Here is a 15,317-nt window from a genome sequence, read left to right as displayed (position 1 = left end):
ATGCACCAGTGCCTTTCCCCCGTGCCCAGCCGACGCGTCCGAGTCTATGGCGGACTCGCGCCACTCGTCCACGACCGCATCGCCGGACGCACCTGCCGCGCGGGTGTCGCGTGCGGATCATCACTCGACGGTGAACGGCTCTCCAGGGGAGACGAGCACGAATCGCGCCAGGGAGTCGAACGCGAAGAACTCGACCATGGCTCGTGCCCCGTATGAGCCGGCCGTGAGTGGCGGGAGGTCGGCCCTCGGCGCCTCGTCGAGCGGCTCATCGCCGAACACGCAGCGGCGCGTCTCCAACGAGCCTCGCAGCGTGAGCGACTCGCCCGGCGCGAGTTCGAGCCCCGTTCCCGGGCCGCCGGGGTCGCTCGTGCGCCAGACCACCACGCCATCGTCGTCGACCGCGAGACCCGGCACCAGGCGTATCGAGCCCGATACCGTCGCCTCGCCGTCGTTCGTCACGATCACGTCGGCTGCGACGGATGTCCCGGGGGCGGTGTTCTCGGGCACCACGAGCCGCACCGCGAGCGGCGCGGTCGCGGGATCCGTCGTCGGGGCAACTCGTGCCCCGCAGTACGGCATCTCGAGAGCGGCCTCAGCGTCGACCGGGCCGCTCTCGTCCCGCTCGTCGGCGACCTCGGGCGCCGACTCGGCGACCGATCCCGACTCGAGCGAGGAGTCGGCGCTCGTGGACCCGAACAGGCCGTCCTGCATCCCGAACACCAGTCCGCCCACCGCGAGCACGGCCACCAGTGCGCCGGCGCCGCCCACGACGGCGGTGCGCCGGGCGCGGCGCTTCGCGCGGCTCGCCCCGAGCACGGCGTCGACGTCGATCGCACGCGGTGTCGAGGCATCCGCTGCCGCTTTCAGTTCGCGGGCGAGCGCCGTCTCGTTCCGGTCATGTTCCGACATGGTCGCCTCCAGTCCGTGCCGGGCGTGCGCCCGCCGGATCGATCGCGGAGGACAGCGCCCGCAGCCCGTCGCTCAGGTACCGCTTGACCGCGCCCGGACTGATGCCCAGCACCTCGGCGACGCCGTCGACCGTGAGGTCGTCGTAGTAGCGCAGCACGATGCACGCCGCCTGCCGTGGTGCGAGCTCGCGCACGCGCGCGACGAGGTCGAGTCGCTCGTCGGTGGCGTCCGCCGTGGACGCGATCGACGCGGGGACGGCCGTGAGGTGCCGCACATGTCGCCACGTGCCGTCGCGTCGCGACCGGTCGATCACCGCGTTCAGGATCGCGCGGCGCACGTACGCCTCGGCACGCGGCAGGGTGAGCCGCATGCGCGGGGTGCCGAACGTGCGCACGAGCGCGTCCTGCACGAGGTCGGCGGCGTCGTCGACGCTGCCGGTGAGCAGGTACGCGTAGCGGCTGAGTGCGTCGCCGCGTTCGACGACCAGCTCGGTCGCCACGGCGTCCCACGGGCGGCTCACGGCACTCCTCCCGACGGAGGCGGTTCCCCCGTCACCCATTCAGACGAACGGCGGCGGCGTTTCGTTGTGCGCCGCAACCGTCAGCGAGAACGCTCGGCCGAGGACGGGCCGACATGAGCGTCGAGCCAGTCGGTGAGCGGCTGCGAGGCGCGCAGCGCATCGACGACCCGGGCCTCGGCGGCCGGCGTGTGCAGCCAGGGCTCGACCGGCCACTGGATCCACGCGGTGAGGTCCTTGTCGCGCAGCAGCTCCGCCCGCGCATGGTCGGGGTCGAACCCGCGCGGCACGCGCTTCAGGCGCTCGCTCGCCGTGACGTCGACGCCGCCGGCCTCGACCGCCGCGACCGCGGCGACCAGCGCGTCGCCGCTGCGGTCGTCGTCGACGGCGGCGCGGAACCGGGCCAGCTGGTCGGGCGCCATGACGTGGCATCCGGCGCCGACGCCGAGGCCCTCGGCCGAGAACTGCACGTAGCCGGAACCGCCGACCGTCGCGCCGATCGCGGTCTTGTAGGGCGACTTGTCGGCGCTGAACCGGATGTCGCGGTAGGGGCGGAAGATCCGTCCCTCGCCGAACTCGGCGGCGAGATCCTCGAGCAGCGCCTGCATCGGGGCGAGCACCATATCGTCGTACACGGCGCGGTGCTCGGTCCAGTACGCCTTGGAGTTGTCGGCCTCGAGTCCGCGGTAGAACTGCACCGCCGCCCCCGGCCAACCCGTGAATACGCCCATCTCGGCCTCCTCGATGGAGGCTCGGAACGGCGTCGGCGACGTCATCGTCTGGAGTGCCCCCGGAGGGATTCGAACCCCCGACCTACGGTACCGGAAACCGGCGCTCTATCCCCTGAGCTACGGAGGCGCACGACTAGAGACATTACCACCTGCGCGCCCGTGATCCGACCGCGCCTCGGACGGCGATCACGCCGGGCGGACGCTCACATCGTCAATTTCGCCACGGTGCCGAGCAGTTCGTCGCGCACCTTCGCCGTCAGGAACGCCCGGGCGCCCACCAGCACGGCGTCGCCCTCGACGTGCGTCGCCACGACATCGGGATACCAGCGGCTCAGGCGGCGGATGTCGCGCTCGACGGCCTCGGCCAGACGCGGGCCGCCGACGGCCGCGGTCGGACCCGCGAGCACGAGCAGGCCCGGGTCGAGGGTGGCGAGCAGCGCCAGGCTGATGTGCGCGATGCGCTCGCCGAGTTCGTCGATGATCAGGTCGCGGTCGGTGCTCGCGCTGATCGCGTCGAGCGCCCCGTGGTAGTCGTCGGCACTCAGCCCTCGCGCCGCCGCGAGCCGCTCGACGGCGACGGCGCCGACGAGGTCCTGGCTGGTGTGCGCGGCGTCGTCGAGCTCACGTGCTGCGACCGACAGCGGGAGGAACCCGATCTCGCCGGCACCCCCGAACGTGCCGCGGTGCAGGTCGCCCGCGACGTCGAACGACGCCCCGACGCCGTTGCCGAGCCAGAGCAGCGCGAACACGTCGCGGTCGACGCCCGCGCCGGTCTCACGCTCGGCGAGTGCGGCGAGGTTCACGTCGTTCTCGATGAAGGCGACGACGCCGAGCTCGGCCTCGAGCGTCGCCCGCAGCCCGGTGGTGGGCCAGCCGGGCAGCGTCTCGCTGAACAGGGCGCCCTCGCCGCCCGGGTCGACATAGCCGGCGGTGCCGATGCAGATCGTGTGCACCTCGTCGGGGTCGGTGCCGGCCGCGGCGCTCGCGTCGCGGATCGCCGCGGCGACCTCGCCGACCGCCGAGCGGGCCGCCGCATCACCGGGCAGCACCGTGCGCACGACCGGTCGCTCGCCGCCTGCCGCGTCGACGACGCTCGCGCGCAACTCGTGCGCGTCGATGGCGATCGCGACGCCGAGCGGTCGGTCGGTGCGGGCGGCGTAGAGGGTGGCGTTGCGACCCGAGCCGCCGCTGACCTGCCCCCGCTCCTCGACGACCCCGGCGGCGATGAGCCGGTTCATCATCATCGAAGCGGTCGGCTTCGAGACGCCGACGAGCTCGCAGATGCGGTTGCGCGTGAGCGGTCCCTTGTCGAGCAGCGCCGAGAGGCCGACTCGGTCGTTCACCGCGCCGAGCCATGAGGGGGTGCCGTGTGCGTTTCGCAAGGTCGTCGTGGTCCTCAGCTCGCCGGCAGGTTCGCGACGACCGCCGCGACGAGCGACTGCGCGTCGCCGGGTTCGATGAGCTCGGTGGAGTCGATGACGACCCAGTACGGTCCGGTGAACACCTGCGCCTCGCCGACGTCGCCCGTGCGGCTGAAGTAGCCCTCGACGTCGGGCGGGGTGCCGTAGGTGGGCACGACGTGGCTGCCCAGTGCCGCGTCGCCCCTGCGCGTCTCGAGGGCGCCGGCCGGGGGAGTGGCGACCCCGAACTCGATGACCGCCCCGTTGGTCTGGTTCAGGAGGCCGCAGGCGGTGCCGGCTTCGTCGACGATGCCGACGACGGCGTCGGCGCTCGGCTCGAAACCGGGGTCGGCGCCGTAGTTCGGGTTGAAGGCGTAGACGTCGTCGGCGCTCAGCAGTTCGTCGCACGCGACCTCGAACGGGATCGGCTCTTCGGCCGGTTCGCTCGGCGCGGCCGTGGCTGCGGGCGGTTCGGATCCTGGGGGCGGACCAGTCGGATCGGTCGCTCCGGGCATCGCCCCGGAGCATCCGGCGAGCAGCAGAACGGATGCCGCGGCGACGAGAATGGAGCCGAAGGCGGGGGTTCGGGCGGGGTGGAGCGGGCGCAGCATGTGACGAACCTTACCAACCGCTCCGGGTAGGATTTCGGAGTGACTCCAGCCGACCTCTCCCGCACCCTGTACGACCTCGTGCTCGCCCTCGTCGAGCGACGTCGTGCGGCCGGCGCCGAGGTCGACCTCCCGCTCGCGGTCGACGATGTGACGCTCGAGCGCCCCAAGCTGCGCGAGCACGGCGACTGGGCATCGAGCATCGCGATGCGCATCGCGAAGCCGCTCGCGCAGAGCCCGCGCGAGATCGCGACCGAGCTCGCCGAAGGGCTCCGCGCGATCGACGGCGTCGCGAGTGCCGAGGTCGCGGGGCCCGGGTTCATCAACATCCGCCTCGACGCGGCCGCGGCCGGCGCACTCGCGAAGGCCATCGTCGATGCCGGCGAGCGCTACGGCCACGGCGACTCGCTCGGCGGCAGCTTCATCAACCTCGAGTTCGTGTCGGCGAACCCCACGGGCCCGCTGCACATCGGGCACAGCCGCTGGGCAGCACTCGGCGATTCGATCAGCCGGGTGCTGCGTGCCGCCGGCGCCGAGGTGGCGAACGAGTACTACATCAACGATGCGGGCAGCCAGATGGACGCGTTCGGAGCGTCGGTGCTCGCCGCGGCGAAGGGCGAGCCGACCCCCGAGGGCGGCTACCCGGGCAGCTACATCTCCGACCTCGCCGCGAGGGTGCTCGAACGCGAGCCCAAGCTGCTCGAGCTCGCCGACGACGTCGCGCTGCACACCGCGAAAGAGATCGCCTACGAGCTGCAGCTCGCCGAGATCCGCGAGTCGCTCGACCGGTTCAACGTGCACTTCGACGTGTGGACGAGCGAGCGCCGCATGCACTCGAAGGGCGACGACGGGCTCTCCGACGTCGACACCGCGGTCGAGCGCCTGCGTGCCCAGGGCCACGTCTTCGACGAGGACGGTGCGGTCTGGGCGCGCACCACCGACTTCGGCGACGACAAAGACCGGGTGATCCGCCGCAGCAACGGCGTCTACACCTACTTCGCGGCCGATGCGGCGCTGTACCTCGACAAGGGCGACCGCGGCTTCAAGCACAAGATCTACCTGCTCGGCGCCGACCACCACGGGTACGTGCACCGCCTGAAGGCGCTCGCGGGCGCGGCCGGCGACGACCCCGAGCGCGACATCGAGGTGCAGATCGGCCAGCTCGTGTCGATCAACGGCGCGAAGCTCTCGAAGCGCGCGGGCAACATCATCGAGCTCGACGACCTGCAGGCGTGGCTCGGAACCGACGCGCTGCGGTACACGCTCGGCCGCTATCCGGCCGACTCGCCGCTCACGATCGACCCCGAGATCCTGCAGCGCCGCACGAACGACAATCCCGTCTTCTACGTGCAGTACGCGCATGCGCGCACGTCTGCGGTCGACCGCAACGCGGCATCCGTCGGGGTCGACCGTTCGACGTTCGCGCCCGAACTGCTCGACCACGAGACCGAGTCGGCGCTGCTCGGAGCCCTGCAGGAGTTCCCGCGCATCGTCGCGCAGGCGGCCGAGTTGCGCGAGCCGCATCGCGTGGCCCGCTACATCGAGGAACTCGCCGGCCTCTATCACCGCTGGTACGACAACTGCCGTGTGCTGCCGCTCGGCGACGAGCCGATCGGCGACCTGCACCGCACGCGCCTCTGGCTGAACGACGCCACCGGCCAGGTCATCCGCAACGGCCTCGGCCTGCTCGGCGTGTCCGCACCCGAGCGCATGTAGCGGCGAAGGGACGAAGGGGCGCCGATGACGGATTCGTCGCGAGATGACCATCCGACCGAGGTGTATCCCACCGAGGTGCTCACGCCGATGACACCGGCCGCCGAGCCGCGGCGCCCGCGCCGCGCCGCGCGCGTGTGGATCATCGTGGTGGCGGTCATCGTCGGCGTCGCGGCGCTCCTCGTGATCGCCGACGTCGTGGTGCGAGGCATCGCCGAGCAGCGCGTGGCCGAGCAGATCGAGGCCGAGCTGCCGCCGGGTGTCGAGGGTGAGGTCGACGTCACGATCGGCGGGTTCTCGGTGCTCGCGCAGTACCTCACGGGAACGATCGACCGCGTCGAGCTGAGCGCGCCCGAACTCCTCGTCGAGGGCGCCCCGCTCGACGTCGACGTCGCACTGCAGGGCGTCCCGGTCGACTTCGCGTCGCCGATCGCGCAGGCAGAAGCGACGGTCGTCGCCGACGAGGCCACGGTGAACCGCCTCATCGAGGTCGCGGGCATCGAGGGCGGGCTGACGCTCGGCGACGGCGCGGTCGCCTACGAGCGGTCGATCGAGGTCGACCTCCTCTCGATCCCGATCCCGATCACCGTCGAGGTCACGGCGACGCCGGTCGCGGCCGGCGACACCGTGGTGCTCGAGTCGATCGGCGTCGACGTCTCGGCCGCAGGGGGCTCGGTCGACCTCTCGGGTCTCGCCGATCGCATCATCGGCGAGAACCCGATCGAGATCTGCGTAGCCGAGCGCCTGCCCGAGGGAGTCGAGGTGACGGGCATCGCGGTCACCGAGGGCTCGGTGACCGTCGATGCCCACGCGACCGACCTGCGCCTCGACGATGAGAGCCTCGCCGACACCGGCGCCTGCACCTGAGCGCGCTCGATTCGGCTCGCCCCTCGACCCGTCGGTAGACTCGGTGGCGCCGACCCAAAAGGCCGGCACACGCATCAGGCTTCAGGAACCGATCCGGGTTCGCTCGCCGTGAGCGATCCGTCGATTCGCCCTCACGTGAGGTTTCCCGTGACATCCGCCGCATCCAGCGCACCCGTGCCCGACTGGCTCCGTGCGCCCGACGACGCCAACGCCCTCGCCCTGCTCGTGTGGCCCGAGCGGTCGCACCGCGACCGCGACGGACGCCTGGTCGTCGGCGGCGTCGACGCCACGACGCTCGTCGCCCGGTTCGGCTCGCCCCTGTACGTGGTCGACGAGTCCGACGCGCGGGCCCGGGCACGGCGCATCCGTGCCGCGTTCGAAGCCGCCGCGGCGACGGCCGGCACCGATGTGACGATCTATTACGCCGGCAAGGCGTTCCTGTCGGGGGCCGTCGTGCGCTGGGTCGCCGAAGAGGGGCTCTCGGTCGACGTGTGCACCGGCGGCGAGCTCGCCGTGGCACTCGCGGCCGGCGCCGACCCTGAGCGCATCGGCTTCCACGGCAACAACAAGTCGGTCGCCGAGATCGAGCGGGCGGTCGCCGCGGGCGTGGGCGCGATCGTGATCGACAGCGAGATCGAGATCGAACGGGTCGCCGACGCCGCGGCCCGCGCCGGCCGGGTGCAACCGGTGCGGCTTCGCGTGAACAGCGGTGTGCACGCGTCGACGCACGAGTTCCTCGCGACCGCGCACGAAGACCAGAAGTTCGGGGTCTCGCTCGAACGTGCCGTCGAGCTCGGCACTCGCATCCGTGCGCACGCCTCCCTCGACCTGCTCGGCCTGCACTGCCACATCGGTTCGCAGATCTTCGACTCGGCGGGCTTCGCCGAGTCGGCGTCGCGCCTGCTCGCCGCGCACGGCGAGCTCGCCGCCGTCGCGCCGCTGCCCGAGCTGAACCTCGGGGGCGGGTTCGGCATCGCCTACACCTCGGCCGACGAGCCCACGCCCATCGAGGAGATCGCGCTCGGCATCGTCGACGCGGTCGCCGACGGATGTCGCGAGCGGGGCATTCCCGTTCCGAAGCTCGCGTTCGAGCCGGGGCGCTCGATCATCGGTCCGGCCGGGGTCACGCTGTACACCGTCGGCACGATCAAGCCCGTCCCGATCGACGGCGGTGTCCGGCACTACGTCTCGGTCGACGGCGGCATGAGCGACAACGCACGCCCTGCGCTCTACGGCGCCGATTACAGCGCGCGCATCGCCTCACGGGTGTCGTCGGAGGCGCCCGTGCTCGTGCGGGTCGCCGGCAAGCACTGCGAATCGGGCGACATCGTCGTCGACGCCGAGTACCTGCCGGGCGACGTCGCCCCCGGCGACCTCCTCGCGGTGCCGGCCACCGGCGCCTACTGCTGGTCGCTCGCGTCGAACTACAACCACGTGCCCCGACCGCCCGTGGTCGCCGTGCGCGACGGCGAGGCCCGCGTGATCGTGCGCGGCGAGAGCGAGGCCGACCTGCTCGCCCGCGATGCCGGGCTCGAGCCAGACCCCACTGACCGATCCACCGAAGGGACCCCTGCATGATCGAGTACCGCTCCATCCGAGTCGGGCTCCTCGGCGCCGGTTCGGTCGGCTCGCAGGTCGCCCGCCTGCTCCTCGAGCACGCCGACGAACTCGCGCAGCGCGTCGGCGCGCGCATCGAACTCGTGGGCATCGCGGTGCGCGACACGAACGCGAAGCGCGACGCCGACCTGCCGGCCGAGCTGCTAACGACCGACGCCGAGTCGCTCATCCACGGCTCCGACATCGTCATCGAACTCATGGGCGGGCTCGAACCCGCACGCACGCTCGTGCTCGCGGCGATCGCCTCGGGCGCCGACGTCGTCACGGGCAACAAGGCGCTGCTCGCCACGCACGGCCCCGAGCTGTTCGCGGCGGCGCAGCAGGTGGGGGCCCAGCTCTCCTACGAGGCGGCCGTCGGCGGGGCCATCCCCATCATCCGGCCGCTGCGCGACAGCCTCGCGGGCGACCGCATCGACCGCATCCTCGGCATCGTCAACGGCACCACGAACTTCATCCTCGACCGCATGGACCACACCGGGGCATCCCTCGAGGCCGCGCTCGCCACCGCGACCGAGCTCGGCTACGCCGAAGCCGACCCGACCGCCGACATCGGCGGCTACGACGCCGCGCAGAAGGCGGCCATCCTCGCGAGCCTCGCCTTCCACACGAGCGTGCCCGTCGATGCCGTGCACCGCGAGGGCATCACGGGCGTCTCGGCCGAGCAGGTCGAGTCGGCCAAGCGTGCGGGCTACGTCGTCAAGCTCCTCGCGATCTGCGAGCGGCTCATCGACGACGAGACCGGCGACGAGGGCGTCTCGGCCCGCGTCTACCCGGCGCTCGTGCCGCGCGAACACCCGCTCGCCGCCGTGCACGGCGCCAACAACGCCGTCTTCGTCGAGGCGGCTGCCGCCGGACCGCTCATGTTCTACGGCGCGGGCGCCGGGGGAGTGCAGACCGCGTCGGCCGTGCTCGGCGACCTCGTCGCGATCGCCCGTCGTCACGTCATCGGCGGCCCCGGCACCGCCGAGTCCACGCACGCCGAACTTCCCGTGCTCGACATCGGCCGCATCACCACCCGCTACGCCATCACGCTCGAGGTCACCGACGAACCGGGCGTGCTCGAGCAGATCGCGCACATCTTCGCCGAGCACGGCGTGTCGGTCGAGCAGCTCCAGCAGACCGTCGCCCAGGGCTCCGAGCGGGCTACGCTGGTCATCGGGACGCATGAGGCGAAGGAGTCCGCGCTCGCCGAGACCGTCGCCGCCCTCAGCCAGAGCCCTGTCGTCGCATCCGTCGCGTCCGTCCTCCGAGTTGAAGGAGCAGTGTGAACAACCCCATCACCCCCAAGGCGAACTCGCGTCAATGGCGCGGAGTCATCCGCGAGTACGCCGACCGCCTCGACGTGACCGACGCCACGCCCGTCGTCACGCTCGGCGAGGGCGGAACGCCGCTGCTTCCCGCTCCCGCACTCTCGGCCCGCACCGGCGCCGACGTCTGGGTGAAGTTCGAGGGCATGAACCCCACCGGGTCGTTCAAGGACCGGGGCATGACGATGGCCGTCACGAAGGCGGTCGAGCGCGGCGCGAAGGTCGTCATCTGCGCGTCGACGGGCAACACCTCGGCGTCGGCCGCCGCGTACGCGACCCACGCCGGCATCACGGCGGCGGTGCTGGTGCCCGAGGGCAAGATCGCCATGGGCAAGCTCAGCCAGGCCATCGCCCACAACGCCCAGCTCCTGCAGGTGCAGGGCAACTTCGACGACTGCCTCGACATCGCCCGCGACCTCGCGGCGAACTACCCGGTGCACCTCGTGAACTCGGTCAACAACGACCGCATCGAGGGGCAGAAGACGGCGGCCTTCGAGGTCGTCGAGGTGCTCGGCGACGCCCCCGACTTCCACTTCATCCCGGTCGGCAACGCGGGCAACTACACGGCGTACACGCGCGGCTACCGTGAGGACATCGCGGCGGGCAACGCCACGCGCCTGCCCCGCATGTTCGGCTTCCAGGCCTCGGGCTCGGCACCCATCGTGCGCGGCGAGCCCGTGAAGGACCCCGACACCATCGCGAGCGCCATCCGCATCGGCAACCCCGCGTCGTGGGATCTCGCGCTGCAGGCGCGCGACGAGACCGACGGCTACTTCGGCGCCATCGACGACGACAAGATCCTCGAGGCGCAGCGCATCCTCTCGTCCGAGGTGGGCATCTTCGTCGAGCCCGCATCGGCGATCTCGGTGGCGGGCCTGCTCGAGCGTTCGGCCGCGGGCGTCGTCCCCGCCGGCGCCCGCGTCGTGCTCACCGTGACCGGCCACGGCCTGAAGGACCCGCAGTGGGCGCTGCGCACCGCCGACGGTACCGACGTGCAGCCCACCGTCGTCCCGGTCGACACCGCGGCGATCGCCGGGGTGCTCGGGCTCGCCTCATGACCGGAACCCTCGTCGCAGATCCGTCGTCGACGCTCGCCGGACGCCGAGTGCACGTGAAGGTGCCCGCGACCTCGGCGAACCTCGGCCCCGGCTTCGACACGCTCGGCCTCGCGCTCGCGCAGTACGACGAACTCGACGTCGCGGTCGCCGATACTCCCGGCGTGCACGTCGAGGTGCACGGCGTCGGAGCGGGCGAGGTGCCGCTCGACGAATCGCATCTCGTCGTGCGCTCGATCGCCCACGCCTTCGCGCGGGCGGGCGTTCCGCTGCCGGGGCTCTCGCTCGTCGCGCACAACACCATCCCCCACGGGCGCGGACTCGGCTCGTCGGGCGCCGCGATCGTCGCGGGCGTCGTGGCAGCCAAGGGACTGCTCGACGGCGTCGTGGAATTCACGTCCGACGAACTGCTCGAGCTCGCGACCGAGCTCGAGGGCCACCCCGACAACGTAGCGCCCGCGCTCTTCGGCGGGCTCACGATCGCCTGGGTCACGCCCGACGGCCCGAGGCACAAGAAGCTCATCGTGCACCGCGGCGTCTCGCCGCTCGTGCTCGTGCCCGAGCACGAGATGTCGACGGCGCTCGCGCGCTCGCTGCAGCCCGAGTCGGTGCCGCACGAAGACGCCGTGTTCAACGTCTCGCGGTCGGCGCTGCTCATCGCGGCGCTCATCCAGAGTCCCGAGCTGCTCTTCCAGGCAACCGAAGACAAGCTGCACCAGCACTATCGTGCCGGCGCGATGCCCGAGACCGACCGGCTGATCCGCGAACTGCGTTCGGCGGGTCATCCGGCCGTCGTCTCGGGAGCGGGCCCGTCGATCCTCGTGCTCGCGAGCGACCCGAGCGAGCGCGCCGACGCGATCGCGCGCGCCGAGGCCGTCGCCGACACCGCGTGGCAGGCACTGCCGCTCGCGGTCGACTTCCTCGGCGCCACGGTGCAGCCCGCCTGACGCGGCGACGAGCGGATGTCCCGGCCGGGCAACCGCTCTCCGCAGGGCGTGGCGCGTGTCGGGAGCACCGATTCCGGGTGTTAGACTGATCCCGCACCTGGCAGGTGGCGCACAGTTCGCGTCTCCCGGCCGCATCGTGCACTTCCCGGCAATCTCTTGCTTTCGCTTTCGCGCATGTCTGCGCCACCGCGCACCGACATGGTCGATGTGCGATCAGCTCTCCTGGGTTCGCAATCTGCGCCAGGGGAAAGGAACATACCCAGTGACCAACGCATCCGATCACGCCGCCGGCGTGACGACCAGCGCCCGACTCTCCTCCCTCAAGGTCGCCGAGCTCCAGGAGCTCGCCGCATCGCTCGGCATCGCGGGCGGCTCGAAGCTCCGCAAGGGCGAGCTCGTCGAGGCGATCTCGGCCCGTCGGGCCGCCGACGCGGGCGAGTCCATCACGCTCGACGTCGACGTGACCGACGGCGGCGCGCCCGCGGCAGCGGATGCCGCTGCGCCCGCGGCGAGCGAGTCTGCCGCGCCCGAGGCGACGCCCGCCGACACCGCTGCGGCCGGCGTCGCACCCGAGGCCCCCGCGGCCGAGGCCGTCGCGACCGAAGCTCCCGTTGCCGAGGCGGCCGCGCCTGAGGCATCCGTCTCAGCCGACCCGATCGCTGCCGACGCCGCCCCCGCGACTGCGGCACCTGCGCGCCGTGGGCGTCAGCCCCGCCGCGCGACCAGTGCGACGACCGCGGCGCTCGCACATGTCAACTCCGGCGATGCCGGCGTCGGGCTCGTGCCCGAGACCGAGTCCGATCAGGCTCGCGAAGCGGCCCGCGCCGCCGTGCGCGAAGAGCTCGCCGCCGCGACCGGCGAGGGCGCCCGCGGCGCACAGCCGGCCGAGGGCGTTGCCGAGGGCGAGCAGCCCGCCGCCGACGAGCCCCGCCAGGGCCGCAGCCGCAACCGCGGCCGGCGTGGTGGCGAGCGCGGTGACCGCGGCGATCGCGGCGACGACGGCCAGAAGCAGGGCGAGCGCCGCCAGAACGGCGACCGCCAGGCCCAGGGCGGCGAGCAGCGCAAGGGCGACGACGCCAAGGCCGCTCAGGCCGACGACTCCGCCAAGCAGCAGCAGGCCGAGGGTGGCCGTGGCCAGGGCCAGGGCCAGCAGGGCCGCGACCAGCAGGGTCGCGACCAGGGCGACGGCGAGGGCGGCCGTCGCAGCCGTTACCGCGACCGCAAGCGCCGCGGCCAGGGCACCGGCGACGAGCTCGAGCCCGAGATCCTCGACGACGACGTGCTGATCCCGATCGCCGGAATCCTCGACGTGCTCGACAACTACGCGTTCGTGCGCACCACGGGGTACCTGCCCGGCCCGAGCGACGTCTACGTCTCGCTCGGCCAGGTGAAGAAGTACCACCTGCGCAAGGGCGACGCGGTCGTCGGCTCGATCAAGCAGCCGCGCGACGGCGAGTCGAACAGCCGACAGAAGTACAACGCGCTCGTCAAGGTCGACTCGATCAACGGCCAGACCATCGACGAGGCCGGTACGCGCGTCGACTTCCAGAAGCTCACGCCGCTGTACCCGGCGGAGCGCCTGCGCATGGAGACCGAGCCCACCAAGCTCACGCAGCGCATCATCGACCTGATCGCCCCGATCGGCAAGGGCCAGCGCGGCCTGATCGTCTCGCCGCCGAAGGCCGGCAAGACGATCGTGCTGCAGCAGATCGCCAACGCCATCGCGATCAACAACCCCGAGGTCCACCTCATGGTCGTGCTGGTCGACGAGCGCCCCGAAGAGGTCACCGACATGCAGCGCACGGTGAAGGGCGAGGTCATCGCCTCGACCTTCGACCGCCCCGCCGAAGACCACACGACGGTCGCCGAGCTCGCCATCGAGCGTGCGAAGCGCCTCGTCGAGCTCGGCCACGACGTCGTCGTGCTGCTCGACTCGATCACGCGCCTCGGTCGCGCCTACAACCTGGCGGCGCCGGCTTCCGGCCGCATCCTGTCGGGCGGCGTCGACGCCTCGGCGCTCTACCCGCCGAAGCGCTTCTTCGGCGCGGCGCGCAACATCGAGAACGGCGGCTCGCTCACCATCCTCGCGACCGCGCTCGTCGAGACCGGCTCCAAGATGGACGAGGTGATCTTCGAGGAGTTCAAGGGCACCGGCAACTCCGAGCTGCGCCTCTCGCGCCAGCTCGCCGACAAGCGAATCTTCCCCGCGGTCGACGTCAACGCGTCGTCGACCCGGCGCGAAGAGATGCTGCTCTCGCCCGACGAGGTCAAGATCACGTGGAAGCTGCGCCGCGCCCTCGCCGGGCTCGACCAGCAGCCGGCCCTCGAGGCCGTGCTCGGTCGCCTGAAGGAGACGCAGTCCAACGTCGAGTTCCTGATGCTCATGCAGAAGTCGATGCCGGCGGTCACGGCCGGCCACGGCAACTCGCACGGGCACGAGACCGACCACCGCTGAGGCGACCGTGTTCGAATCCGTCCAGCCGCTGCTCGACGAGCACGCCGCGCTCCAGGAGGAGCTCGCCGACCCGGCGCTCCACGCCGACGCGGCCCGCGCGAAGAAGGTCAATCGGCGCTACGCCGAGCTGAGCCGGATCGTCGCGGCCAACGCGGCGTGGCAGCAGGCGAACGACGATGTCGACGCGGCGCGCGAGCTCGCGAAAGAGGACGAGGCGTTCGCCGAGGAGGTGCCGACGCTCGAAGAGGGACTCGCCCAGGCCCAAGAGAAGCTGCGGCGGCTCCTGATCCCGCGCGACCCCGACGACGGCCGCGACGTGATCATGGAGATCAAGGGCGGCGAGGGTGGCGCAGAGAGCGCCCTCTTCGCGTCCGACCTGCTTCGCATGTACCTGCAGTACGCGCAGTCGAAGGGGTGGAAGGTCGAGTTGCTCGACCAGAACGAGTCCGACCTCGGCGGCTACAAAGACGTGCAGGTCGCGATCAAGTCGAACGCGTCCGACCCGTCGCAGGGGGTCTGGGCGCACCTGAAGTACGAGGGCGGCGTGCACCGCGTGCAGCGCGTGCCCGTCACCGAGACGCAGGGCCGTATCCACACGTCGACGACCGGCGTGCTCGTCTTCCCCGAGGTCGACGAGCCCGAAGAGGTCGACATCAACCAGAACGACCTGAAGATCGACGTCTACCGCTCGTCGGGCCCCGGCGGCCAGTCGGTGAACACCACCGACTCCGCGGTGCGCATCACCCACCTGCCCACGGGCATCGTCGTGTCGATGCAGAACGAGAAGTCGCAGTTGCAGAACCGCGAGGCGGCGATGCGCGTGCTGCGTGCGCGCCTCCTCGCGCGTCAACAGGAGGAACTCGCGGCCGCGGCATCCGATGCCCGCAAGACGCAGATCCGCTCGATGGACCGATCCGAGCGCATCCGCACGTACAACTTCCCCGAGAACCGCATCGCCGATCACCGCACCGGGTACAAGGCCTACAATCTCGACCAGGTCATGAACGGCGCGCTCGACCCCATCATCGATTCGGCGATCCAGGCTGATGAAGAGGCGCAGCTCGCGGGCCTCGGCGACGAGTAGCCGCCGACGTTCACGTCGAGATCACGGATGCCCCGTGCACGGACTGTGCCGGGGCATCCGCGTTTCCGTCTACCGTGCTCCCGCCAACCCCGAAAACAGGAAGTCGC

The 15,317-nt window shown here is 71.7% G+C and carries 13 protein-coding genes and 1 tRNA gene; 8 read left to right on the top strand and 6 right to left on the bottom strand.

Annotated features, from left to right (window positions below; genetic code table 11):
- Positions 1–120: 120 nt before the first annotated feature.
- The 6 genes from LQ757_RS16885 to LQ757_RS16860 all read right to left on the bottom strand — a co-directional run bounded on the left by LQ757_RS16885 (position 121) and on the right by LQ757_RS16860 (position 4,168).
- The gene (locus tag LQ757_RS16885) at positions 121–909 is read right to left on the bottom strand and encodes a hypothetical protein (protein ID WP_231048434.1); all 789 of its coding nucleotides are present in this window, start codon (positions 907–909) and stop codon (positions 121–123) included.
- Positions 896–1,429, bottom strand: coding sequence for a sigma-70 family RNA polymerase sigma factor (locus LQ757_RS16880; RefSeq protein ID WP_231048433.1), 534 nt, complete (start codon positions 1,427–1,429; stop codon positions 896–898). Before LQ757_RS16880 ends, LQ757_RS16885 begins: the two co-directional genes overlap by 14 nt.
- A gap of 80 nt (positions 1,430–1,509) precedes the next feature.
- A complete protein-coding gene (locus LQ757_RS16875; RefSeq protein ID WP_231048432.1) occupies positions 1,510–2,157 on the bottom strand; it encodes a DUF2461 domain-containing protein in 648 nt (215 codons plus the stop codon).
- A 54-nt stretch (positions 2,158–2,211) separates the two neighbouring features.
- Positions 2,212–2,284, bottom strand: a tRNA-Arg gene (locus LQ757_RS16870).
- Between the two features lie 76 nt (positions 2,285–2,360).
- A complete protein-coding gene (locus tag LQ757_RS16865) occupies positions 2,361–3,500 on the bottom strand; it encodes an ROK family transcriptional regulator (RefSeq protein ID WP_231048431.1) in 1,140 nt (379 codons plus the stop codon).
- A gap of 53 nt (positions 3,501–3,553) precedes the next feature.
- The gene (locus LQ757_RS16860; RefSeq protein WP_231048430.1) at positions 3,554–4,168 is read right to left on the bottom strand and encodes an iron ABC transporter ATP-binding protein; all 615 of its coding nucleotides are present in this window, start codon (positions 4,166–4,168) and stop codon (positions 3,554–3,556) included.
- Positions 4,169–4,207: 39 nt separating this feature from the next.
- On the opposite strand from LQ757_RS16860, the gene LQ757_RS16855 reads away from it, so the two are divergent.
- From LQ757_RS16855 to prfA, 8 genes are all read left to right on the top strand, one after another.
- Positions 4,208–5,881, top strand: coding sequence for an arginine--tRNA ligase (locus LQ757_RS16855; protein ID WP_231048429.1), 1,674 nt, complete (start codon positions 4,208–4,210; stop codon positions 5,879–5,881).
- Between the two features lie 24 nt (positions 5,882–5,905).
- Complete coding sequence (locus LQ757_RS16850) at positions 5,906–6,745, top strand: LmeA family phospholipid-binding protein (protein WP_231048428.1); 840 nt, start codon at positions 5,906–5,908, stop codon at positions 6,743–6,745.
- Between the two features lie 147 nt (positions 6,746–6,892).
- Positions 6,893–8,323: a diaminopimelate decarboxylase gene (gene lysA, locus LQ757_RS16845; protein WP_231048427.1), complete on the top strand. Its 1,431-nt coding sequence runs from the start codon at positions 6,893–6,895 to the stop codon at positions 8,321–8,323.
- Positions 8,320–9,630, top strand: coding sequence for a homoserine dehydrogenase (locus LQ757_RS16840; RefSeq protein ID WP_231048426.1), 1,311 nt, complete (start codon positions 8,320–8,322; stop codon positions 9,628–9,630). The genes lysA and LQ757_RS16840 overlap by 4 nt, the downstream gene beginning before the upstream one ends.
- The gene (gene thrC / locus LQ757_RS16835; RefSeq protein WP_231048425.1) at positions 9,627–10,727 is read left to right on the top strand and encodes a threonine synthase; all 1,101 of its coding nucleotides are present in this window, start codon (positions 9,627–9,629) and stop codon (positions 10,725–10,727) included. The genes LQ757_RS16840 and thrC overlap by 4 nt, the downstream gene beginning before the upstream one ends.
- Complete coding sequence (gene thrB / locus LQ757_RS16830) at positions 10,724–11,671, top strand: homoserine kinase (RefSeq protein ID WP_231048424.1); 948 nt, start codon at positions 10,724–10,726, stop codon at positions 11,669–11,671. The genes thrC and thrB overlap by 4 nt, the downstream gene beginning before the upstream one ends.
- A gap of 262 nt (positions 11,672–11,933) precedes the next feature.
- On the top strand, positions 11,934–14,126 hold the full coding sequence (gene rho / locus LQ757_RS16825) for a transcription termination factor Rho (RefSeq protein ID WP_231048423.1): 2,193 nt from the start codon (positions 11,934–11,936) through the stop codon (positions 14,124–14,126).
- A 7-nt stretch (positions 14,127–14,133) separates the two neighbouring features.
- Positions 14,134–15,210, top strand: coding sequence for a peptide chain release factor 1 (gene prfA, locus LQ757_RS16820; protein WP_231048422.1), 1,077 nt, complete (start codon positions 14,134–14,136; stop codon positions 15,208–15,210).
- The last annotated feature ends 107 nt before the right edge of the window (positions 15,211–15,317 follow it).

The sequence above is a fragment of the Agromyces cavernae genome (assembly GCF_021044935.1).
In the GTDB taxonomy this organism is placed as follows: Bacteria; Actinomycetota; Actinomycetes; order Actinomycetales; family Microbacteriaceae; genus Agromyces; species Agromyces cavernae.
This window is presented reverse-complemented; position numbering and strand designations above follow the sequence as displayed.